The following is a 21,507-nucleotide window of genomic DNA, read 5'->3' as shown; positions in this document are numbered from 1 at the left end:
GTCATGACTTCGGTAACCGCCCTTGGCGCCATTGCAGCCTTATCCATCGCTATCTTTCTTATCCTCAAAAAGGTGCCGCCCGCCTACGGCATGATAGTCGGCGCCCTTGCCGGCGGCCTGATTGGCGGCGCCGATTTAACCCAAACCGTGGCGCTGATGATTGGCGGTGCCCAGGGCATCACCACTGCGGTAATGCGGATTCTGGCGGCCGGTGTACTGGCCGGGGTGCTGATTGAATCCGGCGCGGCCACCACCATTGCCGAAACCATAGTGAAGAAAATCGGCGAGACCCGCGCGCTGCTGGCGCTGGCACTGGCGACCATGATTTTGACCGCCGTGGGCGTGTTTGTGGACGTGGCGGTAATTACAGTAGCGCCGATTGCGCTTGCCATTGCCCGGCGCGCCGACCTCTCCAAGGCAGCAATTCTGCTTGCCATGATTGGCGGCGGTAAAGCGGGTAACGTGATGTCGCCCAACCCCAACGCCATTGCGGCCGCCGATGCCTTTAACCTGCCGCTGACCTCGGTAATGGCGGCTGGCATTATCCCCGGCATCTTTGGTCTGGTAATGGCCTACTGGATTGCCAAGCGTTTGAATAACAAGGGTAGCAAGGTTGCCGCCGAAGAAGTGGTGAGTGTGGATGAAAGCAATCTGCCACGCTTCCTTGCCGCTATCAGTGCGCCACTTGTGGCCATTTTGCTGCTGGCGCTGCGCCCCATTGCCGGCATTGTGGTTGACCCGCTGATTGCACTGCCGCTGGGCGGTTTGGTGGGTGCGCTGATGATGGGCAAATTCTCCAAGGTGAACCAGTATGCGGTGTCGGGTCTTGCCCGCATGGCGCCGGTGGCCATTATGCTGCTGGGTACAGGTACCCTTGCCGGCATCATCGCCAACTCAGGGCTTAAAGATGTGCTTATCAGCAGCCTGAGTGCCTCTGGCTTGCCATCTTACCTGCTGGCACCTATCTCCGGTGCGCTGATGTCGCTGGCGACTGCGTCGACCACAGCCGGTACCGTGGTGGCCTCCAACGTGTTCAGCTCCACCCTGATTGAACTGGGCGTAAGCGGGCTTGCGGGCGCAGCCATGATCCACGCCGGTGCCACCGTATTTGACCATATGCCACACGGCTCCTTCTTCCATGCCACCGGCGGCAGTGTGCACATGGGTGTGGGCGAGCGCCTAAAGCTGCTGCCTTACGAGACCGCTGTCGGCCTGACCATTGCCACTGTTTCTACCCTGATGTTTGGTGTGTTCGGCCTCGCCTAAGGAATTGATATGAAAATTGTAATTGCCCCCGATTCGTTTAAAGAGAGTCTGAGCGCCATGGAAGTGGCCGATGTTATCGAGGCCGGTTTCAAACAGGTATTGCCCGACGCGACTTATGTAAAACTGCCGATGGCCGATGGCGGCGAAGGCACAGTGCAATCGCTGGTGGATGCTACAGGCGGCGCCATAGTGCCGGTGGAAGTGACTGCACCGCTGGGTAATAAAGTAGAAGGCTTTTTGGGGATGCTCGGTTCTGGTTCTTGCCCAGATAATGGTTCGGGCGATGGCTCTGAATCTGCCACGAGCGAAGCCAGGCGCGCGGTTATCGAGATGGCGGCGGCATCGGGCATTCATCTGGTGGCGCCTGAGCAGCGTAACCCGCTGCTGACCTCAAGCTTTGGCACCGGCGAGCTGATTTTGGCGGCGCTGGAGCGGGGCGTGACCCACCTGATTCTGGGCATTGGCGGCAGCGCCACCAATGACGGCGGCGCAGGTATGATAACCGCCCTTGGCGGCAAGCTTTTAAAAGCCGATGGCAGCCCGATAGCCTTTGGCGGCGGCGGTCTGGCGGAGCTCAGCCATATCGATTTAACCGGCCTCGACCCACGTTTGGCGGGGCTGACCATTGAAGTGGCCTGTGATGTGAATAATCCACTCTGTGGCCCCAAGGGCGCCTCGGCAGTATTTGGCCCGCAAAAGGGCGCGACCCCTGAGATGGTTGCGACGCTTGATGCAAACCTTACGCGTTATGCCGACTGCATCGAGAGCACCCTTGGCAAGTCAGTCAAAGACATCCCCGGCGCGGGAGCCGCCGGTGGCATGGGCGCGGCGCTGGTGGGGTTACTTGGCGCCGAGCTTAAGCCCGGCATCCAGATTGTGATTGAAGCGCTGAAGCTTGCCGATGCCGTGGCCGATGCCGATTTGGTGATTACCGGCGAGGGCCGCATCGACAGCCAGACCATTCACGGCAAAACCCCCATCGGCGTGGCCCGCTGCGCCAAGCAGTTTGGCAAGCCGGTGATTGGCATCGCAGGTTGCCTTACCGACGATTGCGGCGTGGTACATGACCATGGCATAGATGCGGTGTTTGCCGTGGTAAACCGCGCCATGGCACTGCCCGAAGCACTCGCCACCGCCCGCACTAACCTTGAAGTTACCGCCCGCAACGTCGCCGCGCTGTACCGCTTGCAGCGCTGAACAAGAATGACAAAAGGCCGAAGCAAATGCTTCGGCCTTTTTGTTTTAGGGTGCAATCATGGATATCGCCAACAAACTCCACGGTCGAGCAGGGCGTTTTATCTAGCCCCACCACTTTATGGGGCCGCATCAGCTTGATGTAGATTGCCCGTCCAACCCGCCCCGCCGAGCCCGTTACCAGTATTCTCATTGTTGTTTTATCATCAATGAAACGCCTTGATTGTTGTTAACTCCATAAAGTGGTGGCTGTCCTGTTTTTTGCTGCTCCACAGTCACTTGTTAGGTGCTTACACACTTCATAACAAATTATGCAAATGTTGCCGAACAAATAAAAACCAATAAATAATAAGAGCAAAAATAGCCAACATTCCCCAAAAACTGGGACTTTTTAAGAAAAGTATAACTTTTCTTTTTCCATGATTATTTTCTAGCTTGAAGTAGTTGAGAGTTTTGTGATAATTCTCATGATAGCGTTTCTGATAAGCAATAGAAGATATCGTAATAACTAGCCAAATAAGTGATAAAACCAAACCAAAATAACCAATTTTGACATCTGTACTACTTATAGACATTAACCCTGCATTCATTGCGGAAAATGCAGTAAATCGCATCCAATAAAAGTTTGATTCTTGTGTTACTTCAGCTTGATAGAATTTAAGCTTATCATGCTGACTAAGAACCTCATTATTTTCCATAATAGTCTCCATTACTAGATTAAACACCTAACGCCGCGCACAACTGCCGGAGGTCATGTTGCTGCGCCTTGTTATGTTGTTGTTTGTCGAGCCTGCTTAATTTGTTCGACAATCATATCTTCTAGTGATTTTCTTGCAAATCCTTCAGTTGTAAGTATTGCTTTTGCAAGGTCTTGAATTGGGTCATTAGGTATTGAACGATCAACTTTATGGAAAAATCTATATAGTTTACAAGTTTCTATCGTATACATTCCTTTCTCAGTAATAGGCTTATACAGCTCGCCAGCAACGATAATAAAGATATGTGACTCATAATCATCAAAGTGTGGATGCACGATCTTATAGTTTTTACTGCTATCAGGAAAGGTAGATCTATTTGAGTTCAGAACGGGCTTGTTACTCTTATATAAATTGCAGTCCTTACAAGCTACACAAAGATTTAAAGGTTCAAACATAAACTGAGGGTTTGATTCTAAGGGTATAATATGCTCAATATCCCACGCCATTCCATGCTTAATTGGTAGGTGAGATTTACAGTAAGGGCATGTAAAATCTTGCTTTTCCTTATAGTAATCTTTTATCCTTTTCCTAATTTCTATTAGAGCATCTTCTCCCCAGCTTTTATTGCAGAAGGCATCTGAAGACATCAAATTCGCAATTGTTTCTTTTTCATGAGGTGCATATTCAATCATTATAAATAGCTGTCCTCGCTTTTTCTACGGTGCTAATCAGAGAGAACACAGGGTCATTCTTGTCTAACTTTGATTTTAATGAAACAAGAGCAGTCATCCTAGATTTCAAATCATCATCTTCTTCATCAAGCGAAGACAATCTTGATAAAACATCCAAACACTCACTAATTAGATACTCATTTTTGAAACCTGGAGTGCGAAATAGCATTGCTAGTTGAAAATCCGCAGATTTTTGGTGATATTCTTTAGCTTGAAACAGTTGGTTATCATCCATTCTTAATATATAAGAATCATCATCTTCGACTTGTGAAACAATATGAGGGCTATGTGTTGCGATTATAAAGTGACAGTTTTTATATTTTGAAAATGAACTTTTAAGCAGCGGTATAAAACCAATCTGCCATTCAGGATGTAAGCTAATTTCTGGCTCATCTATACAAATAACACTATCATCAGATATAACAGATGCTATTGATAAAATCATAAGTAACATGCATCTTTCACCAGAGCTAGCGTCTGAAAAATCGACATATCCAGAACCATTTATACGTTGAAGTGTCACCTTCTTAACTTTCGAAAAACCAGTATCAAGTGCTTTTATGTATTCTTGTCTTTCATCTGAATTTTTATCAGAATTATATATCTTTTTAAATACGTTTAAATTGTTCTTTTGAAATAAAGACTTTGCTTTAATATGCTCACCTTTGATTATAGAGGTTCGAATCATTTGATTAAAGTAAGCATTGTTTGCCCTAGCCATTTCAAAAAACATCCTTTCATCATTTGATATCATTTTGGCTAAAGTTGCATCTTCATAACTAAGAAGTCGACTGAACTGTTCCTCAAACTCAATTTCAATAGTTTCACTATAACCAAGCAAGCGAAAAAGCTCACTAAATCGAGAGTCTTCACCACTTTCAATAACAGCACGAGCAAAAAGTTTTAACTGGTTATCTGTAGAGTAAGATTCAGAGCTCTCTTTCAAACCAATATAATGATATCGCGTTTTTAGGTTGCCTTTATGCTGGTTGCTTTCTAATGGATATTTATCAAAGGGGCTAGTGGCAGCTGCAATTAAACCACCTCCAAGTCTTTTAATTGAAGCTCTTTTCCTTCTTACATCTCCCAGGCAAGTAATCTTGCTTTTAGACTTCTTATTAGTGTATAAACTATAAATTTTTTTTCTATCGGTTAATGTAACAACCTTAGAGTACCGTCTAGGAACATTATTGGGTTGGAATTTATTTCCACACGCAGACTGAAAAGATAACGTAAGATTGTTTAAAAGACGGCTTTTTCCAGTGCCGTTATTACCGATAATGACAGTAAAAACATTAGAAGTGTCATCAATAGAGGGAGTTGCACTTGAAAGCTTATGCTCGACCTCATTTAGTTCGACGGAAAGTATTTTCACGTAATCCTCATTTTTAATGATAATGACAAGCTATCATTTTCAACATAACATTTGTATAGTGTGCTGGCTCATTTATCTCCGCGTGGCAGGCCGGAGGCCTTTCGGCTTCAACTAACGGAATGAAGCAGTTCATTCCGTTACCTTACAGGTACGTTTTCGCCCTCAGACCAGTGAAAAATGTGCCGGGGAATTTGTTTATTATTCTTTGGGTTAGCCGATTTTGTCCATATCAATTTACAAGCAAAGTGTGCTGGCACGCTTTGCACTTTTTCACGGCCTGTTATCTAAAGTCTGTACTAAATTAATGCACTGATATAAATATACTTTTCTATTTTTTGGCGGAGCAAGTCGTGCCATGCAATGGAGTAAACCGTGCTTGGTTTTTTTCCAATATCAATAACACTGCAGTTATGCACTACATGTCGCAGTTTTTGATTGCTACCACTGTTGCTTGCTATGGGTTATTCGCCCAAGCCTTATCAGGCTAATTTCATTTTATTGCAACATATTTCGCAAGGTTTCGACCTTTATTGATTTCCGTACCATATGTTTCCGGTATGCCAGCCAGCTTGGCAATTTGTTTTGGAGAAACACCGCATTCTTTTATTTGTTCGGCATACTTGATGCCAAACAAATGAATTGAAACAGCTGTTTCGCCGTCACCTGAGGTAAAGTACATTTCCTTGAGTATCTTCGCTAATTCTTCAGATTTCACCGTAACCTCCTAAGCGATGTAACGCAGCATTCAGCTGCTTGTTCGTTGTCTTACTTTTTTAGCCCTTAGCATAGTTTCCGCAAGCGTAAGAGTTAGGAGACCCAAAACACTCGTTTGGTCATTGCAAATGTTCCGCCATGTGGCGGCCAGAGGCCTTATGCCTTGCGTCCTGCAATGTACCCTTCGGGCCAGCTATCGCTGTTAATAACTGTTCCTGACAGTTATGTGCGGGAAACGCTAGTAAGATGAAACTGTTCATCTTACTGTCAGACGACACTCTTATTCTCCGCGTGGCGGCCAGAGGCCTTCGGGAAACGCTAGTAAGATGAAACTGTTCATCTTACTGTCAGATGACACGCTTATTCTCCGCGTGGCGGCCAGAGGCCTTCGGGAAACGCTAGTAAGATGAAACTGTTCATCTTACTGTCAGATGACACGCTTATTCCCCTTCGGTGCCGCTGAGGGTGTTGGGATTGGGCGCGTAGCCGAGACAGGGATGTCGAGGCTGGTTCGGTCGAACAGGGATGTGAGTCCGAACCAGTAGCAAGACCAATCACATAAACCCGAAGGGCTTTCGGCACCGTCAGGGGCGGCGGGGGAGTTCCAAGAGGGGATCGCTGTAGATCCCCTCTTGGTCGGGTGTGGGTCGGAGACCCACGACTTACCTCGCTTGCAAAGCGATAAACCCGCAGGGTTCGCCAAGCGCAGTTTGGCACACCTACACCCAACACCCCACCACAGCCGCATGCAGGTCGGCTCACCCGCTTTAGGCCACGCTACCGCCCCATACTCTCGGGCGTATCTCTCCCAGCGCCAACCCAACCAAATTCAAACCCAAAACAACACAGAAACCGTGAACAACACAGGCAGAACCTCTGAGCCTGCAGAGGAAGGGAAGATATTGAAGGAAGGGGAAAGGAAACTCAGTTCAGCACTCCCTGCCACCGGCATCCACTCATCAATCCATCCAAAAAGAACGGAAGGCGAACACCAGATCATCCCTGCTACTGGGTATAGCTACCACGGCTTTGAAACTACAGCTTTGCAACCACAGCTTTGCAACCACAGCTTTCAAACCAAGGGCGAAACCCCAGTTTAGCTACAGCTTAAGTATTGTTTTTAAAGCATTCTTTATACAAAAGTTGCACCAGCGTACGATAAAAAATCCACCGCAGCAATAGTTACAAAGGATAAGGAACGGCCTGCTGCCACAGAAACAAAATCCAATAAGAGATACTGAGAATAAACGCGAAAACAGCCACTTATACCAAATGGCAAATAGGGTGGCTTGGTTGGAAACAGAGAGTAGGAAGCTGACAGGCGAATAAACTAGCGGGAAATAAACTGGTGGGTAGACGGCAGATGCCGAAATGAAAAAGGGCCAGGTACGAATACCAGGCCCTTTTCAAACAGTATGTTAATCCCGAAGGATTAGTTCATGCCGTACTTTTTCAGCTTCTTGCGCAGGGTGCCACGGTTGATACCCAGCATGTTGGCTGCGCGGGTTTGGTTACCGCGGGTGTGTTGCATGATGATATCAAGCAGAGGGGCTTCAACTTCGCAAAGCACCATTTCGTAGACTTCCTGGGCTTCCTGGCCATCCAGCTGGGCGAAGAAGTTGCTAACAGCGCGCTTAACGGCATCACGCAGCAGTTGCGGCTTGATGGTGCCGTTTGCGGTTTCGATTTTGCCTACGGTAAGCGGATGAGCTTCAGTGTGAGTTGTCTGATCAAACATTCGTATTCTGCTCTTTATTGATACTGTACTAATTCGTCGAAATAACGTTCCACGGCGGAACGTTGCTCGGCAGCGGTTTCCAGCGCATTAAACTGGGAACGGAAATCACGCTGCTCCTCCTGATCCAGGTACCAGCCCATATGTTTTCTGGCGAAACGGATCCCCTTGAATTCGCCATACAAGTCATACAGTTTGGAGAGATGTTCGAGCATCACGCGACGCTTTTCTTCATCTCCCACCGGTGCCAGTTGCTCCCCGGTATCAAGAAAATGCTGGATCTCTCTGAAAATCCAAGGCCGTCCCTGGGCTCCCCGTCCTATCATCAAGGCATCGGCACCGGTGTAATCAAGCACGAAACGCGCTTTCTCCGGACTGACGATGTCCCCGTTGGCGACAACAGGAATCGAGACGCTCTGTTTGATGGCTCGGATGGTGTCGTACTCGGCGTTGCCTTTGTACATGCACTGCCTGGTGCGACCGTGAACGGCCAGCGAAGCGATGCCACAATCCTCTGCTATCCGGGCGATTTGAACACCATTCCTGTGTTCGGGCTCCCACCCTGTGCGAATCTTCAGCGTGACAGGAACTTCGACTGCGCCTACCACAGCCCTGAGGATTTGCTCCACCAGTTCGGGGTATTGCATCAGTGAAGAACCTGCCTGCTTTTTATTCACTTTTTTTGCCGGACAGCCCATGTTGATGTCGATGATCTGCGCGCCTTGCTCCACGTTGAAGCGGGCGGCCCAGGCCATCTGTTCGGGATCGGCACCGGCAATCTGCACAGAGCGGATGCCTTCCTCTCCCGAATGCGCCATGCGCTGTCGGCTTTTGTCTGTGTCCCAGAGTTCGGGATTGGCAGACAACATCTCTGACACGGCCATGGCAGCACCATAACGAAGACAGAGATTTCTGAACGCTTGATCGGTGACACCTGCCATTGGTGCCACGATCAGCTGATTCGTCAGTTGATAGGGTCCAATCTGCATTTTTGCGTTTCACCTTGTGCGTCAAAGGGGCGCTATAGTACGCCTTTTTGCGAGGGAAAAAAAGGTCAATAAATGACCTGGGCGCAACTTTTTTGCTTGACTTTTACGGGGCGGGGTTTCCCGCCCCAATGCGGGTTGGCGCGCCTTTTACAGCGATTTGCGTACCCCTGTCAAGCGACTCCAGTCGTCTTTGTGGACAGGCTCGTCCATGTCAAACCATTGGGCATAACAGGCGCGGATTTCTTCGGCCTGCTCCTTGAGCAAACCGGACAATGCCAGTTTGCCACCGGGCTGAACCAGTGCCTGAATAAGCGGCGCCAATTCGCGCAGTGGACCGGCGAGGATATTGGCAACCAGTACCTCGGCCTTGAGGCCTTCGGGCTGCGCTTCGGGCAGGTAGAGGGCGAGGCGATCGCTCACTTCATTGCGCTCGGCATTGGCCTTGGATGCGTCTATGGCCTGGTAGTCGATATCGATACCAGTGGCGCGCACTGCGCCCAGCTTGAGGGCGGCTACGGCGAGGATGCCTGAGCCACAGCCAAAGTCGATGACTTCTTTACCGGCCAGATCCAGGCTGTCGAGCCACTCCAGGCACAGGGCCGTGGTGGGGTGAGTGCCGGTACCGAAGGCCAAACCCGGATCCAAAATCACGTTAACCGCATCCGGGTCGGGAATATCGCGCCAGCTTGGGCACACCCACAGCCGCTTACCAAACTGGATGGGGTGGAAGCTGTCCATCCACTCGCGAACCCAGTCTTTGTCTTCGATTTGCTCAATCTTGTGATGGAAGTCGGCGCCCAGATACGGCAGGCCTTTGAGCAGTTCAACCACCGGGGCCAAATCGAATGCGGCATCGAACAGGGCCACGACAACGGTGTCGTTCCACAGTGGGGTTTCGCCGAGCTTGGGTTCAAAAATGGGCTGGTCCTGACCATCTTCAAAGGTGATGGAAACGGAACCTTCGTCCATTAACAGTTCGCTTAGGGCTTCGGCGTGTTCGCTGCTGGTGTGCAGACGCAATTGGATCCAGGGCATGGCTCATCCTGTGGCAATTTGGCTAAAGGCCATATTCTACCCCAGCTGCGGCTGACTGGCATCTGGCAACTGTGATTGTGCAGGGGATTTGCCTGAAAGGGTTGCCGATAAGGCGCGCAGGCACCTTATCGGCAACAGCAGCTTAACCTTATCGACGTTGCTGCTTAGTCGCTGCTGCTAGTTAACCGCAGCGGCTTAGTTGGCGCTGATGAAGTCATCCATCAGCAGCAGGTTGGCGGGCATGGCGGCGGGGTTATCCACGGCCAGTGCCGAATACTTGCCAAGGGCGGCCAGGCTCAGGGGTGGGGTTTCAATCGCTACGGTTTTGGTGCCTGTAGCCGTGACGCTGACCACATAATCCCTCGGTGCCACGCTGATCCAGCCGGTAGTCGCCTTATAGGCCACATTGGTGAAGGCTGGCGTGGCGTTGTCGAGTACGCCATCGGCAGTGACATAAATGTCGACATTCCCCACCGCAGGATGGGCGTGGGTGAGGCGCAGCTGCGCTTCAGTGGCAACCCGTCGACGGCTGTCATCCAGCGGCAGGTACTCCAGTGGCACGTCGGGTGACTCGCTGGTCAGGGTGCCAACGGCTGCCACGGTCAGTATCTGATTGGCAGCCAGGGTTAAGCTGCCGCTGATACCCACTACGCTGTTGTCGCTTGTGAGCACGGTATCGACCTGATACTCGCCTGCATCCAGGTTCAGATATCCACTGGCCTGGCCGAAGGCGGCGCCACTGAGGGCATCCACCTTGCTGCCGTTAGCCAGAATATCCACCTGGGGCACATCGGCGGCGCTGTGGGCGACCCGGATGCTGGCCTGGGTACGTCTGTCATTGAAGACCAGGGTATCGGTACCATTATTGGCAAGCAGCACGACAGGGGAGGTGGTAACACCTGTGTTTGGCAGGGCGGCAATAAACCAATCCTGACCGGCGTCGAGCTGCGGCAGGTCAACATCATAAGCCACTGTCCCGGCGCCATCGCTGCCCTGGGGCAGCACCAATCTTACCTGATAGCTGCCGGCGGCGACTTCGATGGGGGGCGTGTACTCGCCGTAACTCAGGGTGGCGGCGCTGCTGCCAAGCTCGGCGCCCTGGGCGGTAAGATGCACATCGACTGTGGGCGCATCAGGGGCGGCGTGCACCACCTGCAAGCGGATATTGCCGCTGCTGATGGCCTGTTTGGGGTTGGCAATCACCAGCATTCCCAAATCGTTGTCGCTGTTGTTGTCCTCCGCCACTTTGCCGTGGGCCAGCACTGTGTACTGGGTGTCACCGGCCATCGCGGCGCCGCTCAGTGACAGCACTTCGGCGGCGGAGCCATCGGGCAGCAGGGCATCGACCGCCAGGTCATAGCTGCCTTCTGCCACTTCGATAAAGCCGCTGCCCTGCAGGTAGTCGACCTTTTCCAACCCGGCAAACAGCGCGCCGTTGGCGTTGATGTTGACCATGGGGGCATCGGCACTGCCGTGGATAACCCGAATGTCGGCCATGGCGACCGGGGTTTCTGGTTCCTTGGTGGGATTATCATCGTCGTCTGAGCAGCCGATGATGAATGTCGCCGCCATTAGCGGTAAGATGATGCCAGTGATCCTTTTCATGTTATTTCCTCTTAGCTGATGATTGGCGTTATTAGCTACGAGTGATGGCATGAAACAGGATCACTTTTTGCTCATTTTTTACCTACTTAGAGGTATCTCAGGGGCGCTCCTTTCTGGTTTTTCTGTTTTAAAGATCATTTAACGTCATGATTTATTGCGGTTAAATGGTATGACCTCTGTTTGTTTTTATGCCCTTGTTTGTGATCCGCTTCCAATAAATACCACGGTAGCGGTGAGATGCTTCACGCTTTGCTTTTGCCCATCTCGCCACGTTTTTGTCAGCTGATATTGTGATGCTCTCGGTACTGTCGCCCGAGGCTTTTGGGCTGCGCCATGCAGTAAAAGCCCAGGAGATAACCGGGTTCGACGGCGGGCAATATCAGGCGTGGGCGGGCAAACAAGATGACGGCAAAAACACTGGCAGCGACGGGGCTCAAGGCGAGAGTCCTGACACAACATACATTGAACCCGAGGCAGGCAGGGCACCCCTGGTCGGCCCGGGCCGACAGACTGCAAAGCATCACCGGACTGGCACTGGGCGGTTTCTTATTGCTGCATATGCACTTTGAGTCGAGCATTCTGCTGGGCAAAGAGGTGTTTTATCAGGTGGTGCAGCTGCTGGAAGGCGGCATGTTCTCAAGCTCGGGTCACGGCTTTCCCTGGGTGACCAAGGCATTCTCGGTATTCATGCTGATTGTGGTGTGCCTGCATGCCGCGCTGGCACTGAGGCGTTTCCCAACTCAGCTTGGCCAGTGGCGCCAGTTGCGTGCCCACTTGGGCTCTATCGCCCACAAGGACACCCATGCCTGGTTTTGGCAGCTGGTGACCGGCTTTGTGCTGTTTTTCCTGGTGCCTGTGCACCTGTTCACCATGATTCTAAACCCTGAGATTGGCCCGCATCTGTCGGCAGAGCGGGTGTTTCATGACAACGCCTGGGTGCTCTATGGCCTGCTGCTGCCTGCGGTGGTGGTGCACGCCATGATTGGCTTGTATCGGGTGTCGGTGAAATGGGGCTGGGTTCAAAACCGTAAACGCATGCGCCACACCATTAAGGGACTTATCGTCTACCTTTTATGTTTGGGGTCGGCAAGTTTGGTGGCTTACATGCTGATTGGTCAGGGATTATCTGTGCCTGTCACGCCCTTTGTGCCCGGGCAGTAAGGCGATTGGGCTCGACCTCCTGTGATGCCAGGGCGAGGCGTTAACCAAACGCGCTGTCCTGCTGGATTGTGATGCAGATCCTGATTCAGACTTTGATGAAATAACGAACATTGTCTTGATCTGTCTCAGGGTTTAGCTTGGTTTTGTGAGCGACATTGGCAATCAGAACCAACACAAAAATAACAGGTAAAGAGGGACGAGCATGGCGGGCAAACTGGACATACGGCGTTGGAGCGGCGTGCTGGATTTGGGGCAGAGCCTCAGTGGTGTGGTGCTGGCGCTTTTTTTGTGGACCCACCTGCTGCTGGTGTCGTCCATATTGCTGGGGCCGGAGGCCATGACCTGGGTGGCACGCAATATGGAGTTGGCGTTTCTGTCCAGCGACGGCCATGGCTATCCCTGGGTGGTGAGCCTGATAGCCATTGGGGTGGCCCTGCTTGCGGCCTTCCATGTGCTGGTGGCTATTCACAAGCTGCCGCTTAGCCTGCGTCAGCAAAAGGCGCTTAAAAGTCAGATGCAGGTCATCAATCACAGCGATACCCGGCTGTGGAGCTGGCAGGCGGGGACCGGCATTGTGATTTTAATGCTGTTGCCGGTGCACCTGTGGCTGGTGGGCAGCGCGCCCGAAACCATAGGCCCTGTGGGCAGTGCCCAGCGGATTTGGGGCGAATACGGCTACCTCATTTACTTGCCGCTGCTGCTGACGGTGGAGCTGCATGCCGCCATAGGGCTTTATCGGGTGGCGCTTAAATGGGGCGCGGCGCGGGATCTTAATACCCGGGCGAGATTAAGAACCATCAAGACAGTACTCAGCGTGCTGTTTGTGGGCATAGGGCTGGCGGCCTTGCTGGCCTTTATCCCCCACACCCCGGCCTGAGGCCGAACAAATTAACTATAAGGCGGGCAACTGCCAACGACGTACTTTGCAAAAGTGTGCCAAGGAGCAAATGTGAAACTCATCTACACAGACTGTCTGGTGGTTGGCGCCGGGCTGGCGGGCCTGAGGGTTGCCATCGCCGCCAAGGAGCGTGGCCACGACACCCTGGTGTTGTCCCTCATTCCGGCCAAGCGTTCCCACTCGGCGGCGGCCCAGGGCGGCATGCAGGCAAGCCTTGGCAATACGGTCAAGGGCCTTGGCGATAACGAAGATGTGCATTTTCAGGACACGGTAAAAGGCTCCGACTGGGGCTGCGACCAAACAGTGGCGCGGATGTTTGCTCACTGCGCCCCCAAGGCGGTGCGGGAGCTGACCCACTGGGGCGTACCCTGGACCCGGGTGACCAAGGGCCCCCGCGAAGTGGTGGTAAACGCCGAGCGTATCACCATCGAAGAAGCCGAAGCCGCCCATGGCCTGATTAACGCCCGCGACTTTGGTGGCACCAAAAAATGGCGCACCTGCTACACCGCCGACGGCACCGGCCACTCACTGCTGTATGCGGTGGACAACAAAGCCATTTCCCTCGGCATTCCCGTGCATGAGCGGGTCGAAGCGCTGGCGATTATTCACGATGGCGAGCGCTGCCACGGCGTGGTGGCTCGCTGCCTTATCACAGGTGAGCTGCGCGCTTATATCGCCAAGTCCACCACCATAGCCACAGGCGGCTATGGCCGGATTTATGAAGTCTCCACCAACGCCATTATTTGCGAAGGCATAGGTCAGGCGCTGGCGCTGGAAACCGGCGTTGCTACCCTGGGGAACATGGAAGCGGTGCAGTTTCACCCTACCGCCATTGTGCCCGTGGGCATTCTTACCACCGAAGGCTGCCGCGGTGACGGCGGCCTCTTGCGCGACAAGGACGGCTACCGCTTTATGCCGGACTATGAGCCAGAAAAGAAAGAACTCGCTTCCCGCGACGTGGTGTCGCGGCGCATGACCGAGCACATGCGCAAGGGCAAGGGCGTCGACAGCCCCTACGGTCCGCACCTGTGGCTCGATATCACCCTGCTTGGCCGCAAGCACATCGAGACCAACCTGCGGGAAGTGAAAGAAATCTGTGAAAACTTCCTCGGTATCGATCCGGCTGAAGAGTGGATCCCGGTGCGGCCGACCCAGCACTATTCCATGGGCGGCATTCGTACCACCCCAACCGGCGAAAGCCCCCAGCTCAAAGGGCTGTTTGCCGTGGGTGAGGCCGCTTGCTGGGATATGCACGGCTTTAACCGCCTCGGTGGCAACTCGCTGGCCGAAACCGTGGTGGGCGGGATGATTATCGGTAAATACGTGGCGGATTTTTGCGATAACAATGATCTGGTGCTGGATACCGGTTTGGCCCAGGGCTTTGTGGACAAGGTGCGAGCCGAAATCGATGGCCTGATTGATGGCGATGGCCGTGAAAACGCCTGGCAGCTCAAGGCCGCCATGCAAAAGGTGATGATGGATTATGTGGGCATTTTCCGTAATGGCCCCGAGCTTGAGGAGGCCGTGACCCAGCTGAAGGCGCTGTTGCAGCGCGCTGCCAACCTCGGCGTGACCTGCAAAAAACGCCATGCCAACCCTGAGCTGGTGGAGGCCCTGCGGGTGCGAAGAATGCTGAAAGTTGCGCTGACGGTTGCCTGCGGCGCGGCGGCCCGCACCGAGAGCCGTGGTGCTCACGCCCGGGAAGATTTCCCCCAGCGTAACGATAAAGACTGGCTGAGCCGCACCCTGGCAAGCTGGCCCGATGCCAATGCTCTTGAGCCGACACTGAGCTACGAGGCGCTGGATGTGATGAAAATGGAGCTGCCGCCGGGCTACCGCGGCTACGGCGCCGACAATGCCATTGCTCATCCCGACACTGCCAAACGCGAGGCCGAAATTGCCGAGCTGCTTGCCTCTCTGGGCCCAGATGCCAGCCGCGAAGCCCGTCAACAGGCATTGATGCCGTTCGAGCTGCCTGCAAGTCTGCAGCCTGGTAATGAGCGCCTCAGTGACAGCTTGAACCAGTTGCCTGAGCCTGCCAGCGCCGAAACCATCCCATCGCAAAACCTTGCCGGAGACGATAACTCATGAGCGGCCGCATTCTGACTTTCAATATTTTCCGCTACGACCCGCAGCAGCCCGGCGATGAGCCCAAAATGGTCAAATACCAGCTGGAAGAAACCGCCGGTATGACGGTGTTTATCGCCCTTAACCGCCTGCGCCAGGAGCAGGACCCGTCGCTGCAATTTGACTTTGTTTGCCGTGCCGGCATTTGCGGCAGCTGCGCCATGGTCATCAATGGCTTTCCCACCCTGGCGTGCCGCACCTTAACGGCCAAGTATCCCAAGGGTGAAATCACCCTGATGCCGTTGCCGGGGTTTGAACTGATTGGTGATTTGTCGGTGAACACCGGCAAGTTTATGCGTGAGCTGGCCGAGCGCCTGAAATTGTGGCTGCATCCCAAAGGCAGCGATTTGGATATTCACCGACTGGAAGACCCCATGGATCCCGAAGAAGCCGCCAGGCTGTATGAGCTGGAGCGCTGCGTGGAATGTGGGGTTTGTGTGTCGGCCTGTGCGACCAAGCAGATGCGTGACACCTTTGTCGGCGCTGTGGGTATGATGAAAATCGCCCGCTTTGAGCTCGACAGTCGCGATGGCCGCAGCGCCGATGACTTCTACCATGTGATTGGTAATCAGGACGGGGTATTTGGTTGTATGACGCTGCTTGGCTGTCAGGACAACTGCCCCAAAGACTTGCCCCATATGCAGCAGATTGCCTATCTGCGCCGCAAGATGGCCTCGACTCTGCTTTGAGTTTACCTCGTAAAAGTCTAACGCCCGCGCCGGGAAACCAGTGCGGGCTTTCTTTTGGCCGTCATTTGGGTTTAGTGTTAGTCGGTAGTTAATCGTCGGGGATAGGAAGTGCTGACCTCTGATTTGGAACTCTTTGTACACGTGGCCGAGGCGGGCAGCATCAGTGCTGCAGCGCTGGAGCTGGATTTAACGCCAGCCACCGCCAGTGCTGCCATTAAACGGCTGGAAAAGCAGCTGGGTACGCCGCTGTTTATCCGTACCACCCGCAGTTTGCGGCTCTCCAGCGCCGGTGAGCGTTATCTGCTGCACTGCCGTGAGGCCCTGGCCGCCCTCGAGCATGGCCGCATGGCATTGGCGAGCGCCAAGGGCACGGTGGAAGGCAGCCTCAGAATTTCTGTATCGTCGGATTTTGGCCGCAATATTTTTCTGCCCTGGCTCGATGAGCTGATGGAGCAACACCCGGGGCTTGAAGTGCAACTGGCCCTGGGCGATAGGATTAACAGCTTGTTTCGCGACAACATTGATGTGGCGCTGCGCTATGGCAAGCCCACGGATCCGGAAGCGGTGGCGTTTTTAATCGGCCGGATGTGGCGCCAGCTCGCGGCGGCGCCGGAGTACATTGCCGCCCGGGGAGCGCCGGAAACCCCGGATGCGGTGGCGGCGCATCAGTGCCTGTTATACAAACGGGCCGAACGTACCCACGATCAGTGGAGTTTCTTTCGCGATGGTGATGTGAAGCAAATCCGGGTCAGTGGCAGGCGCAGCAGCAATGATGCCGAAATCGCCCGTCGCTGGGCGGTGGCGGGTAAGGGGCTGGTGTATAAGTCTCGCCTCGATTTGGCAAGCGATCTGATTGCCGGGCGTTTGCAGCCGCTGCTAAAAGACTGGCAGGGTGAGCCGTTGGAGTTATATCTGCTTTGCCCGGGGCGGGCGCAGGTGACACCGGCGGTGCTGGCGCTGCGGGACATGCTGAAAGACAAGGTGGCTGAGCGGCTGGCTGCGCTGGATGAGGCACTGCAGTCATAAAAACAAAAACGCCGCTCAGTGAGCGGCGTTTTTAATAGCAAACCAGTTTACGACTTGGCGCGTTTCATCGCAGTAAAGAACTCGTCGTTGGTCTTGGTCATGGCCAGCTTGTCGATAAGGAACTCCATGGCCGACACTTCGTCCATTGGGTTCAAAATCTTACGCAGGATCCACATCTTCTGCAGCTCATCGCTGGTGGTCAGCTTCTCTTCGCGGCGGGTACCGGAGCGGTTGAAGTCAATCGCAGGGAACACGCGCTTCTCGGCGGCCTTGCGAGACAGGTGCAGTTCCTGGTTACCCGTGCCTTTGAATTCTTCGTAAATCACTTCGTCCATCTTGGAGCCGGTGTCGATAAGGGCAGTGGCGATGATGGTCAGCGAGCCGCCGTTTTCGATGTTACGGGCAGCACCGAAGAAACGCTTTGGACGGTGCAGGGCGTTGGCATCCACACCACCTGTCAGTACCTTGCCTGAAGAAGGTACTACTGTGTTGTAGGCGCGGGCCAGACGGGTGATGGAGTCGAGCAGAATAACCACGTCTTTCTTGTGTTCAACCAGGCGCTTGGCTTTTTCGATAACCATTTCAGCAACCTGTACGTGGCGGCTGGCTGGCTCGTCGAAGGTTGAGGCAATTACTTCGCCATGCACCAGACGCTGCATCTCGGTCACTTCTTCAGGACGCTCGTCAATCAGCAGCACCATCAACACCACTTCGGGGTTGTTGTAGCTGATGGACTGGGCAATGTTCTGCAGCAGCATGGTTTTACCGGCTTTTGGCGGGGCCACAATCAGACCACGCTGGCCTTTACCGATAGGGGAGCACAGATCCAGGATACGGGCAGTAATGTCTTCGGTAGAACCGTTACCACGCTCCATGCGCAGACGCTCTTCGGCGTGCAGGGGCGTTAAGTTTTCAAACAGGATCTTGTTGCGGGAGATTTCTGGTTTATCGAAGTTCACTTCGTTGACTTTCAGCAGCGCAAAGTAGCGTTCGCCTTCTTTGGGAGGACGGATTTTACCGGCAATGGTATCGCCCGTTCGCAGGTTGAAGCGACGCACCTGGCTGGGTGAGACGTAGATATCGTCCGGCCCGGCGAGGTAAGAACCATCGGCACTGCGCAGGAAGCCAAAACCGTCTTGCAGGATTTCCAGTACACCGCCACCGAAGATGTCTTCACCGCTTTTGGCGTGGGCTTTGAGGATGGAGAAAATGATGTCCTGCTTGCGGGCACGGGCCATATTTTCGAGATTCATGCTCTCCGCCAAGGCCACCAGGTCGGCGATGGACATGTTTTTCAGTTCGTTTAGGTTCATGTGATGGGTCTTTTTACGCGAGAAAAGTTTGCCGCATTCAATCTGCAATGCTTACAGAGGGTATTGAAAAGATTGAACTGCGAGGAAGTGGGTTAATCGATAAGAATCTGGTTATTAAAGTAGCACCGATGCACGGGTGCGTCCAGAATTTTACGGCAGCCCGGCACATTTATGGCTAAAAGGTGTGCCGGGCATCACGCCGATAGGCGAAGATTAGAGCTGAGCGTCGATGAACTCTTTCAGTTGAGTCTTGGACAGCGCGCCTACTTTGGTGGCTACCAGCTCGCCGCCTTTGAACATCAGCAGCGTTGGGATACCACGCACGCCATACTTGGCGGGAGAGGCGTTGTTGTGGTCAACGTTCAGCTTGGCAACTGTAACCTTACCTTCGTATTCGGCAGCTACGTCGTCCAGAATTGGGGCGATCATTTTGCATGGGCCGCACCATTCTGCCCAGAAGTCTACCAGAACTGGCAGTTCAGACTTCAGTACGTCGTTTTCAAAGCTGTCGTCGCTCAGGGTTACAATTTTGTCGCTCATGATGTTCTCCAAATGATGCCATCGCTGGTCTGTGAATGGCTTAGCATGTATATTGGGGCGGATTTACAGGAATTCAAGTGCCCACCGATTTGTTGTCGCTATTTCAAACGATCGAGTATCTTATTGCAACCCTAACTGGTATGCTGCCGCTATGAGCGAAACACACTTAACCCAACAAAAATTTGCCGACCTGCCCTTGTGTGACGAGGTCAAACAGGCACTTAACGAAAACGGCTTCGAGCATTGTACGCCAATCCAGGCGCTTTCCCTTCCGGTACTGCTTGAGAAAAAAGATATCGCCGGCCAGGCCCAAACCGGCACTGGTAAAACCCTCGCCTTCCTGGTTGCCACTTTTAACCACCTGCTGACTACCCCGATTCCTGATAACCGCCAGCTGAATCAGCCGCGTGCGATTGTCATGGCGCCAACCCGCGAACTGGCGATTCAGATTGCCAAAGATGCGACCCTGCTGTCCAAGCACAGCGGCCTCAAGGTGGGTATTGTTTACGGCGGTGAAGGCTACGAGACCCAGCGTAAAGTACTGGATAAAGGCGTGGACGTACTGATTGGTACCACCGGCCGTATCATCGACTATGTGCGTCAGGGCGTTATCAACTTAAGCGCTATCCAGGCTGTGGTACTGGATGAAGCCGACCGCATGTTCGATCTCGGTTTTATCAAGGATATCCGCTTCCTGTTCCGCCGTATGCCAGATGCCAAAGACCGTCTGAACATGCTGTTTTCTGCCACCCTGTCGATGAAGGTACAGGAGCTGGCGTACGATCACATGAACGACCCTGTGAAGGTGGAAATTGCCCCGGAGGAAAAAACCTCCCGCAATATCAAAGAAGAAATCTTCTACCCTTCCATGGAAGACAAACTCAAGCTGCTGCACTCACTGATTGAAGAAGACTGGCCCGAAAAGGCCATTGTGTTTGCCAACACCAAATATCAGTGTGAAAACCTGTGGGCGAGCCTGGAGGCCGATGGCCACCGTGTGGGCCTGCTGACCGGTGACGTGCCGCAGAAAAAGCGTTTGAAGATCCTCGAGCAGTTCACCCAGAGTGAGCTCGATATCCTGGTGGCCACCGACGTAGCCGCCCGTGGTCTGCACATCTCTGATGTGTCCCACGTGTACAACTACGATCTGCCCGATGACTGCGAAGACTATGTACACCGTATCGGTCGTACTGGCCGCGCCGGTCAAAAAGGCGTGTCGGTAAGCTTTGCCTGTGAGGAATATGCCCTCAACCTGCCGGCCATCGAAGACTATATCAAGCACAGCATCCCTGTGACCTCTTACGATCGCGATGCCCTGATTGATATTCCACCGCCGGTGAAAATCCATCGCAAGCCCCATACCGGTGGCCGCAACCTGCGCGATCGCAATGGTTCACCACGTCCATCCGGTGCCCATCGCAGCGGTGGTGGCCGTCCTCCCCGTCACGACAGGACCCGCAGACACTCATAAGACAGTCGTAGATGCAGACACCCGCATACGCCGCAATCACCCTGGGCTCCAACAGCTTTAACATGCTGGTGGCCACCACAGTGGCAGGAAAGCCCAGGGTCGAGGCCAAATACAAACGCAAGGTGCGTCTTGCCGAAGGGATCGGCTGTGATGGCATGCTCAGTGAAGGGGTGATGCAGCGCGGTCTGGAGTGTCTTGGCATGTTCGCCGAGATGCTGGCCAAGCATCATATTGCCGCCGAAAACGTGGCCGTGGTCGCAACGGCCACCCTGCGTGCAATCGCCAATGCCGATGAGTTCAAATCCCGCGCCCTGCCCATTCTGGGGGTGCCAATCGACGTTATCTGTGGCATGCGTGAGGCCGAGCTGATCTATCGCGGCATGGTTGCCACAACTGCGGGTGAGGGGCGTCGTCTGGTCATCGACATCGGCGGTGCCAGCACCGAGTTTATTGTCGGCGACGGTGAAAAACTCCTGTTCAAAACCAGCCTGCCCATGGGCTGCGTGACCTTCAAGAAGCAGTTCTTCACCGATTTGCCGCTGCAAGAGCGCGACTTTGACGACGCCAAGACCGAGGTGCACCGCATTCTGGGGCCAGCCGAAGCCGAGCTTAAGCGCCTTGGCTGGCACACTGTGGTCGGCGCCTCCGGCACAGTGCAGTCGGTGGTGGAGCTGCTGGCACACCGCGGAGAGTCGCAGCTGATCACCCTCGAAGTGCTTGAGCGCCTCAAAGGCGAAATCCTGCTGCACGAAGATGCCAGTCTCGACGGCATCAATGGTCTTTGCCCCGAACGCGCCCCGACCTTTGCCGCCGGTATTGCCGTGCTGCTGGCATTGTTCCGTTTGCTGGGGCTGGAAAACCTCGCCCTCTCAGGCGGCGCCCTGCGTGAAGGGGTGCTGCTGGAACTCTCCCAAAGAATCGAATCGGCTCACTGAGCCTT

19 protein-coding genes and 1 pseudogene are annotated in these 21,507 nt (G+C 53.6%); 9 read left to right on the top strand and 11 right to left on the bottom strand.

All coding sequences use genetic code 11. From position 1 onward, the window contains the following. Window positions 1–3: 3 nt before the first annotated feature. Window positions 4–1,266 (top strand): GntP family permease, encoded by a 1,263-nt coding sequence (locus tag STH12_RS15655; RefSeq protein ID WP_126168406.1) that lies wholly within the window; start codon window positions 4–6, stop codon window positions 1,264–1,266. Window positions 1,267–1,275: 9 nt separating this feature from the next. Continuing rightward, window positions 1,276–2,463: a glycerate kinase gene (locus STH12_RS15650; RefSeq protein ID WP_126168405.1), complete on the top strand. Its 1,188-nt coding sequence runs from the start codon at window positions 1,276–1,278 to the stop codon at window positions 2,461–2,463. A gap of 46 nt (window positions 2,464–2,509) precedes the next feature. On the opposite strand, the pseudogene STH12_RS21660 reads toward STH12_RS15650, so the two are convergent. From STH12_RS21660 to STH12_RS15605, 9 genes and pseudogenes are all read right to left on the bottom strand, one after another. Beyond that, a pseudogene (locus STH12_RS21660) lies at window positions 2,510–2,653 on the bottom strand (NAD-dependent epimerase/dehydratase family protein); the annotation flags it as partial. 106 nt (window positions 2,654–2,759) lie between these two features. Continuing rightward, window positions 2,760–3,158: a hypothetical protein gene (locus STH12_RS15640; RefSeq protein ID WP_126168404.1), complete on the bottom strand. Its 399-nt coding sequence runs from the start codon at window positions 3,156–3,158 to the stop codon at window positions 2,760–2,762. Between the two features lie 71 nt (window positions 3,159–3,229). Then, window positions 3,230–3,850 (bottom strand): HNH endonuclease, encoded by a 621-nt coding sequence (locus tag STH12_RS15635; RefSeq protein WP_126168403.1) that lies wholly within the window; start codon window positions 3,848–3,850, stop codon window positions 3,230–3,232. After that, a complete protein-coding gene (locus STH12_RS15630; RefSeq protein ID WP_164551226.1) occupies window positions 3,843–5,264 on the bottom strand; it encodes an AAA family ATPase in 1,422 nt (473 codons plus the stop codon). The genes STH12_RS15635 and STH12_RS15630 overlap by 8 nt, the downstream gene beginning before the upstream one ends. Before the next feature lie 490 nt (window positions 5,265–5,754). After that, complete coding sequence (locus STH12_RS15625) at window positions 5,755–5,979, bottom strand: HTH-like domain-containing protein (RefSeq protein WP_126168401.1); 225 nt, start codon at window positions 5,977–5,979, stop codon at window positions 5,755–5,757. A 1,431-nt stretch (window positions 5,980–7,410) separates the two neighbouring features. Further along, entirely contained in the window at window positions 7,411–7,716 is a 306-nt protein-coding gene (fis, locus tag STH12_RS15620; protein WP_011761333.1) for a DNA-binding transcriptional regulator Fis, read from the bottom strand. 14 nt (window positions 7,717–7,730) lie between these two features. Next, window positions 7,731–8,702: a tRNA dihydrouridine synthase DusB gene (dusB, locus tag STH12_RS15615; protein WP_126168400.1), complete on the bottom strand. Its 972-nt coding sequence runs from the start codon at window positions 8,700–8,702 to the stop codon at window positions 7,731–7,733. A gap of 147 nt (window positions 8,703–8,849) precedes the next feature. After that, window positions 8,850–9,737 carry a 50S ribosomal protein L11 methyltransferase gene (prmA, locus tag STH12_RS15610; RefSeq protein ID WP_126168399.1) on the bottom strand — a complete coding sequence of 296 codons (888 nt, stop codon included), beginning with the start codon at window positions 9,735–9,737 and terminating at the stop codon, window positions 8,850–8,852. A gap of 195 nt (window positions 9,738–9,932) precedes the next feature. Beyond that, window positions 9,933–11,342, bottom strand: coding sequence for a DUF4397 domain-containing protein (locus tag STH12_RS15605; RefSeq protein ID WP_164551225.1), 1,410 nt, complete (start codon window positions 11,340–11,342; stop codon window positions 9,933–9,935). Window positions 11,343–11,744: 402 nt separating this feature from the next. On the opposite strand from STH12_RS15605, the gene STH12_RS15600 reads away from it, so the two are divergent. The 5 genes from STH12_RS15600 (at window position 11,745) to STH12_RS15580 (ending at window position 17,243) form a co-directional block, all read left to right on the top strand. Further along, window positions 11,745–12,503, top strand: coding sequence for a fumarate reductase cytochrome b subunit (locus STH12_RS15600; RefSeq protein ID WP_126168397.1), 759 nt, complete (start codon window positions 11,745–11,747; stop codon window positions 12,501–12,503). 202 nt (window positions 12,504–12,705) lie between these two features. Further along, window positions 12,706–13,380: a fumarate reductase cytochrome b subunit gene (locus STH12_RS15595; RefSeq protein ID WP_126168396.1), complete on the top strand. Its 675-nt coding sequence runs from the start codon at window positions 12,706–12,708 to the stop codon at window positions 13,378–13,380. A 72-nt stretch (window positions 13,381–13,452) separates the two neighbouring features. Continuing rightward, window positions 13,453–15,492 (top strand): fumarate reductase flavoprotein subunit, encoded by a 2,040-nt coding sequence (locus STH12_RS15590; RefSeq protein WP_126168395.1) that lies wholly within the window; start codon window positions 13,453–13,455, stop codon window positions 15,490–15,492. Continuing rightward, a complete protein-coding gene (locus STH12_RS15585) occupies window positions 15,489–16,217 on the top strand; it encodes a fumarate reductase iron-sulfur subunit (protein ID WP_126168394.1) in 729 nt (242 codons plus the stop codon). The genes STH12_RS15590 and STH12_RS15585 overlap by 4 nt, the downstream gene beginning before the upstream one ends. A gap of 108 nt (window positions 16,218–16,325) precedes the next feature. Beyond that, complete coding sequence (locus tag STH12_RS15580; protein WP_126168393.1) at window positions 16,326–17,243, top strand: LysR family transcriptional regulator; 918 nt, start codon at window positions 16,326–16,328, stop codon at window positions 17,241–17,243. A gap of 47 nt (window positions 17,244–17,290) precedes the next feature. On the opposite strand, the gene rho is transcribed toward STH12_RS15580, so the two are convergent. Next, window positions 17,291–18,556, bottom strand: coding sequence for a transcription termination factor Rho (gene rho, locus STH12_RS15575; protein ID WP_126168392.1), 1,266 nt, complete (start codon window positions 18,554–18,556; stop codon window positions 17,291–17,293). A gap of 213 nt (window positions 18,557–18,769) precedes the next feature. Then, on the bottom strand, window positions 18,770–19,096 hold the full coding sequence (gene trxA, locus STH12_RS15570; RefSeq protein ID WP_011761323.1) for a thioredoxin TrxA: 327 nt from the start codon (window positions 19,094–19,096) through the stop codon (window positions 18,770–18,772). A 151-nt stretch (window positions 19,097–19,247) separates the two neighbouring features. Between trxA and rhlB the strand changes: the two genes are divergently transcribed. Continuing rightward, a complete protein-coding gene (gene rhlB / locus STH12_RS15565; protein WP_126168391.1) occupies window positions 19,248–20,567 on the top strand; it encodes an ATP-dependent RNA helicase RhlB in 1,320 nt (439 codons plus the stop codon). A gap of 11 nt (window positions 20,568–20,578) precedes the next feature. Then, the gene (locus tag STH12_RS15560) at window positions 20,579–21,502 is read left to right on the top strand and encodes a Ppx/GppA phosphatase family protein (protein WP_126168390.1); all 924 of its coding nucleotides are present in this window, start codon (window positions 20,579–20,581) and stop codon (window positions 21,500–21,502) included. Window positions 21,503–21,507: the final 5 nt, after the last annotated feature.

This window comes from Shewanella khirikhana (assembly GCF_003957745.1).
Classification (GTDB): Bacteria; Pseudomonadota; Gammaproteobacteria; order Enterobacterales; family Shewanellaceae; genus Shewanella; species Shewanella khirikhana.
This window is presented reverse-complemented; position numbering and strand designations above follow the sequence as displayed.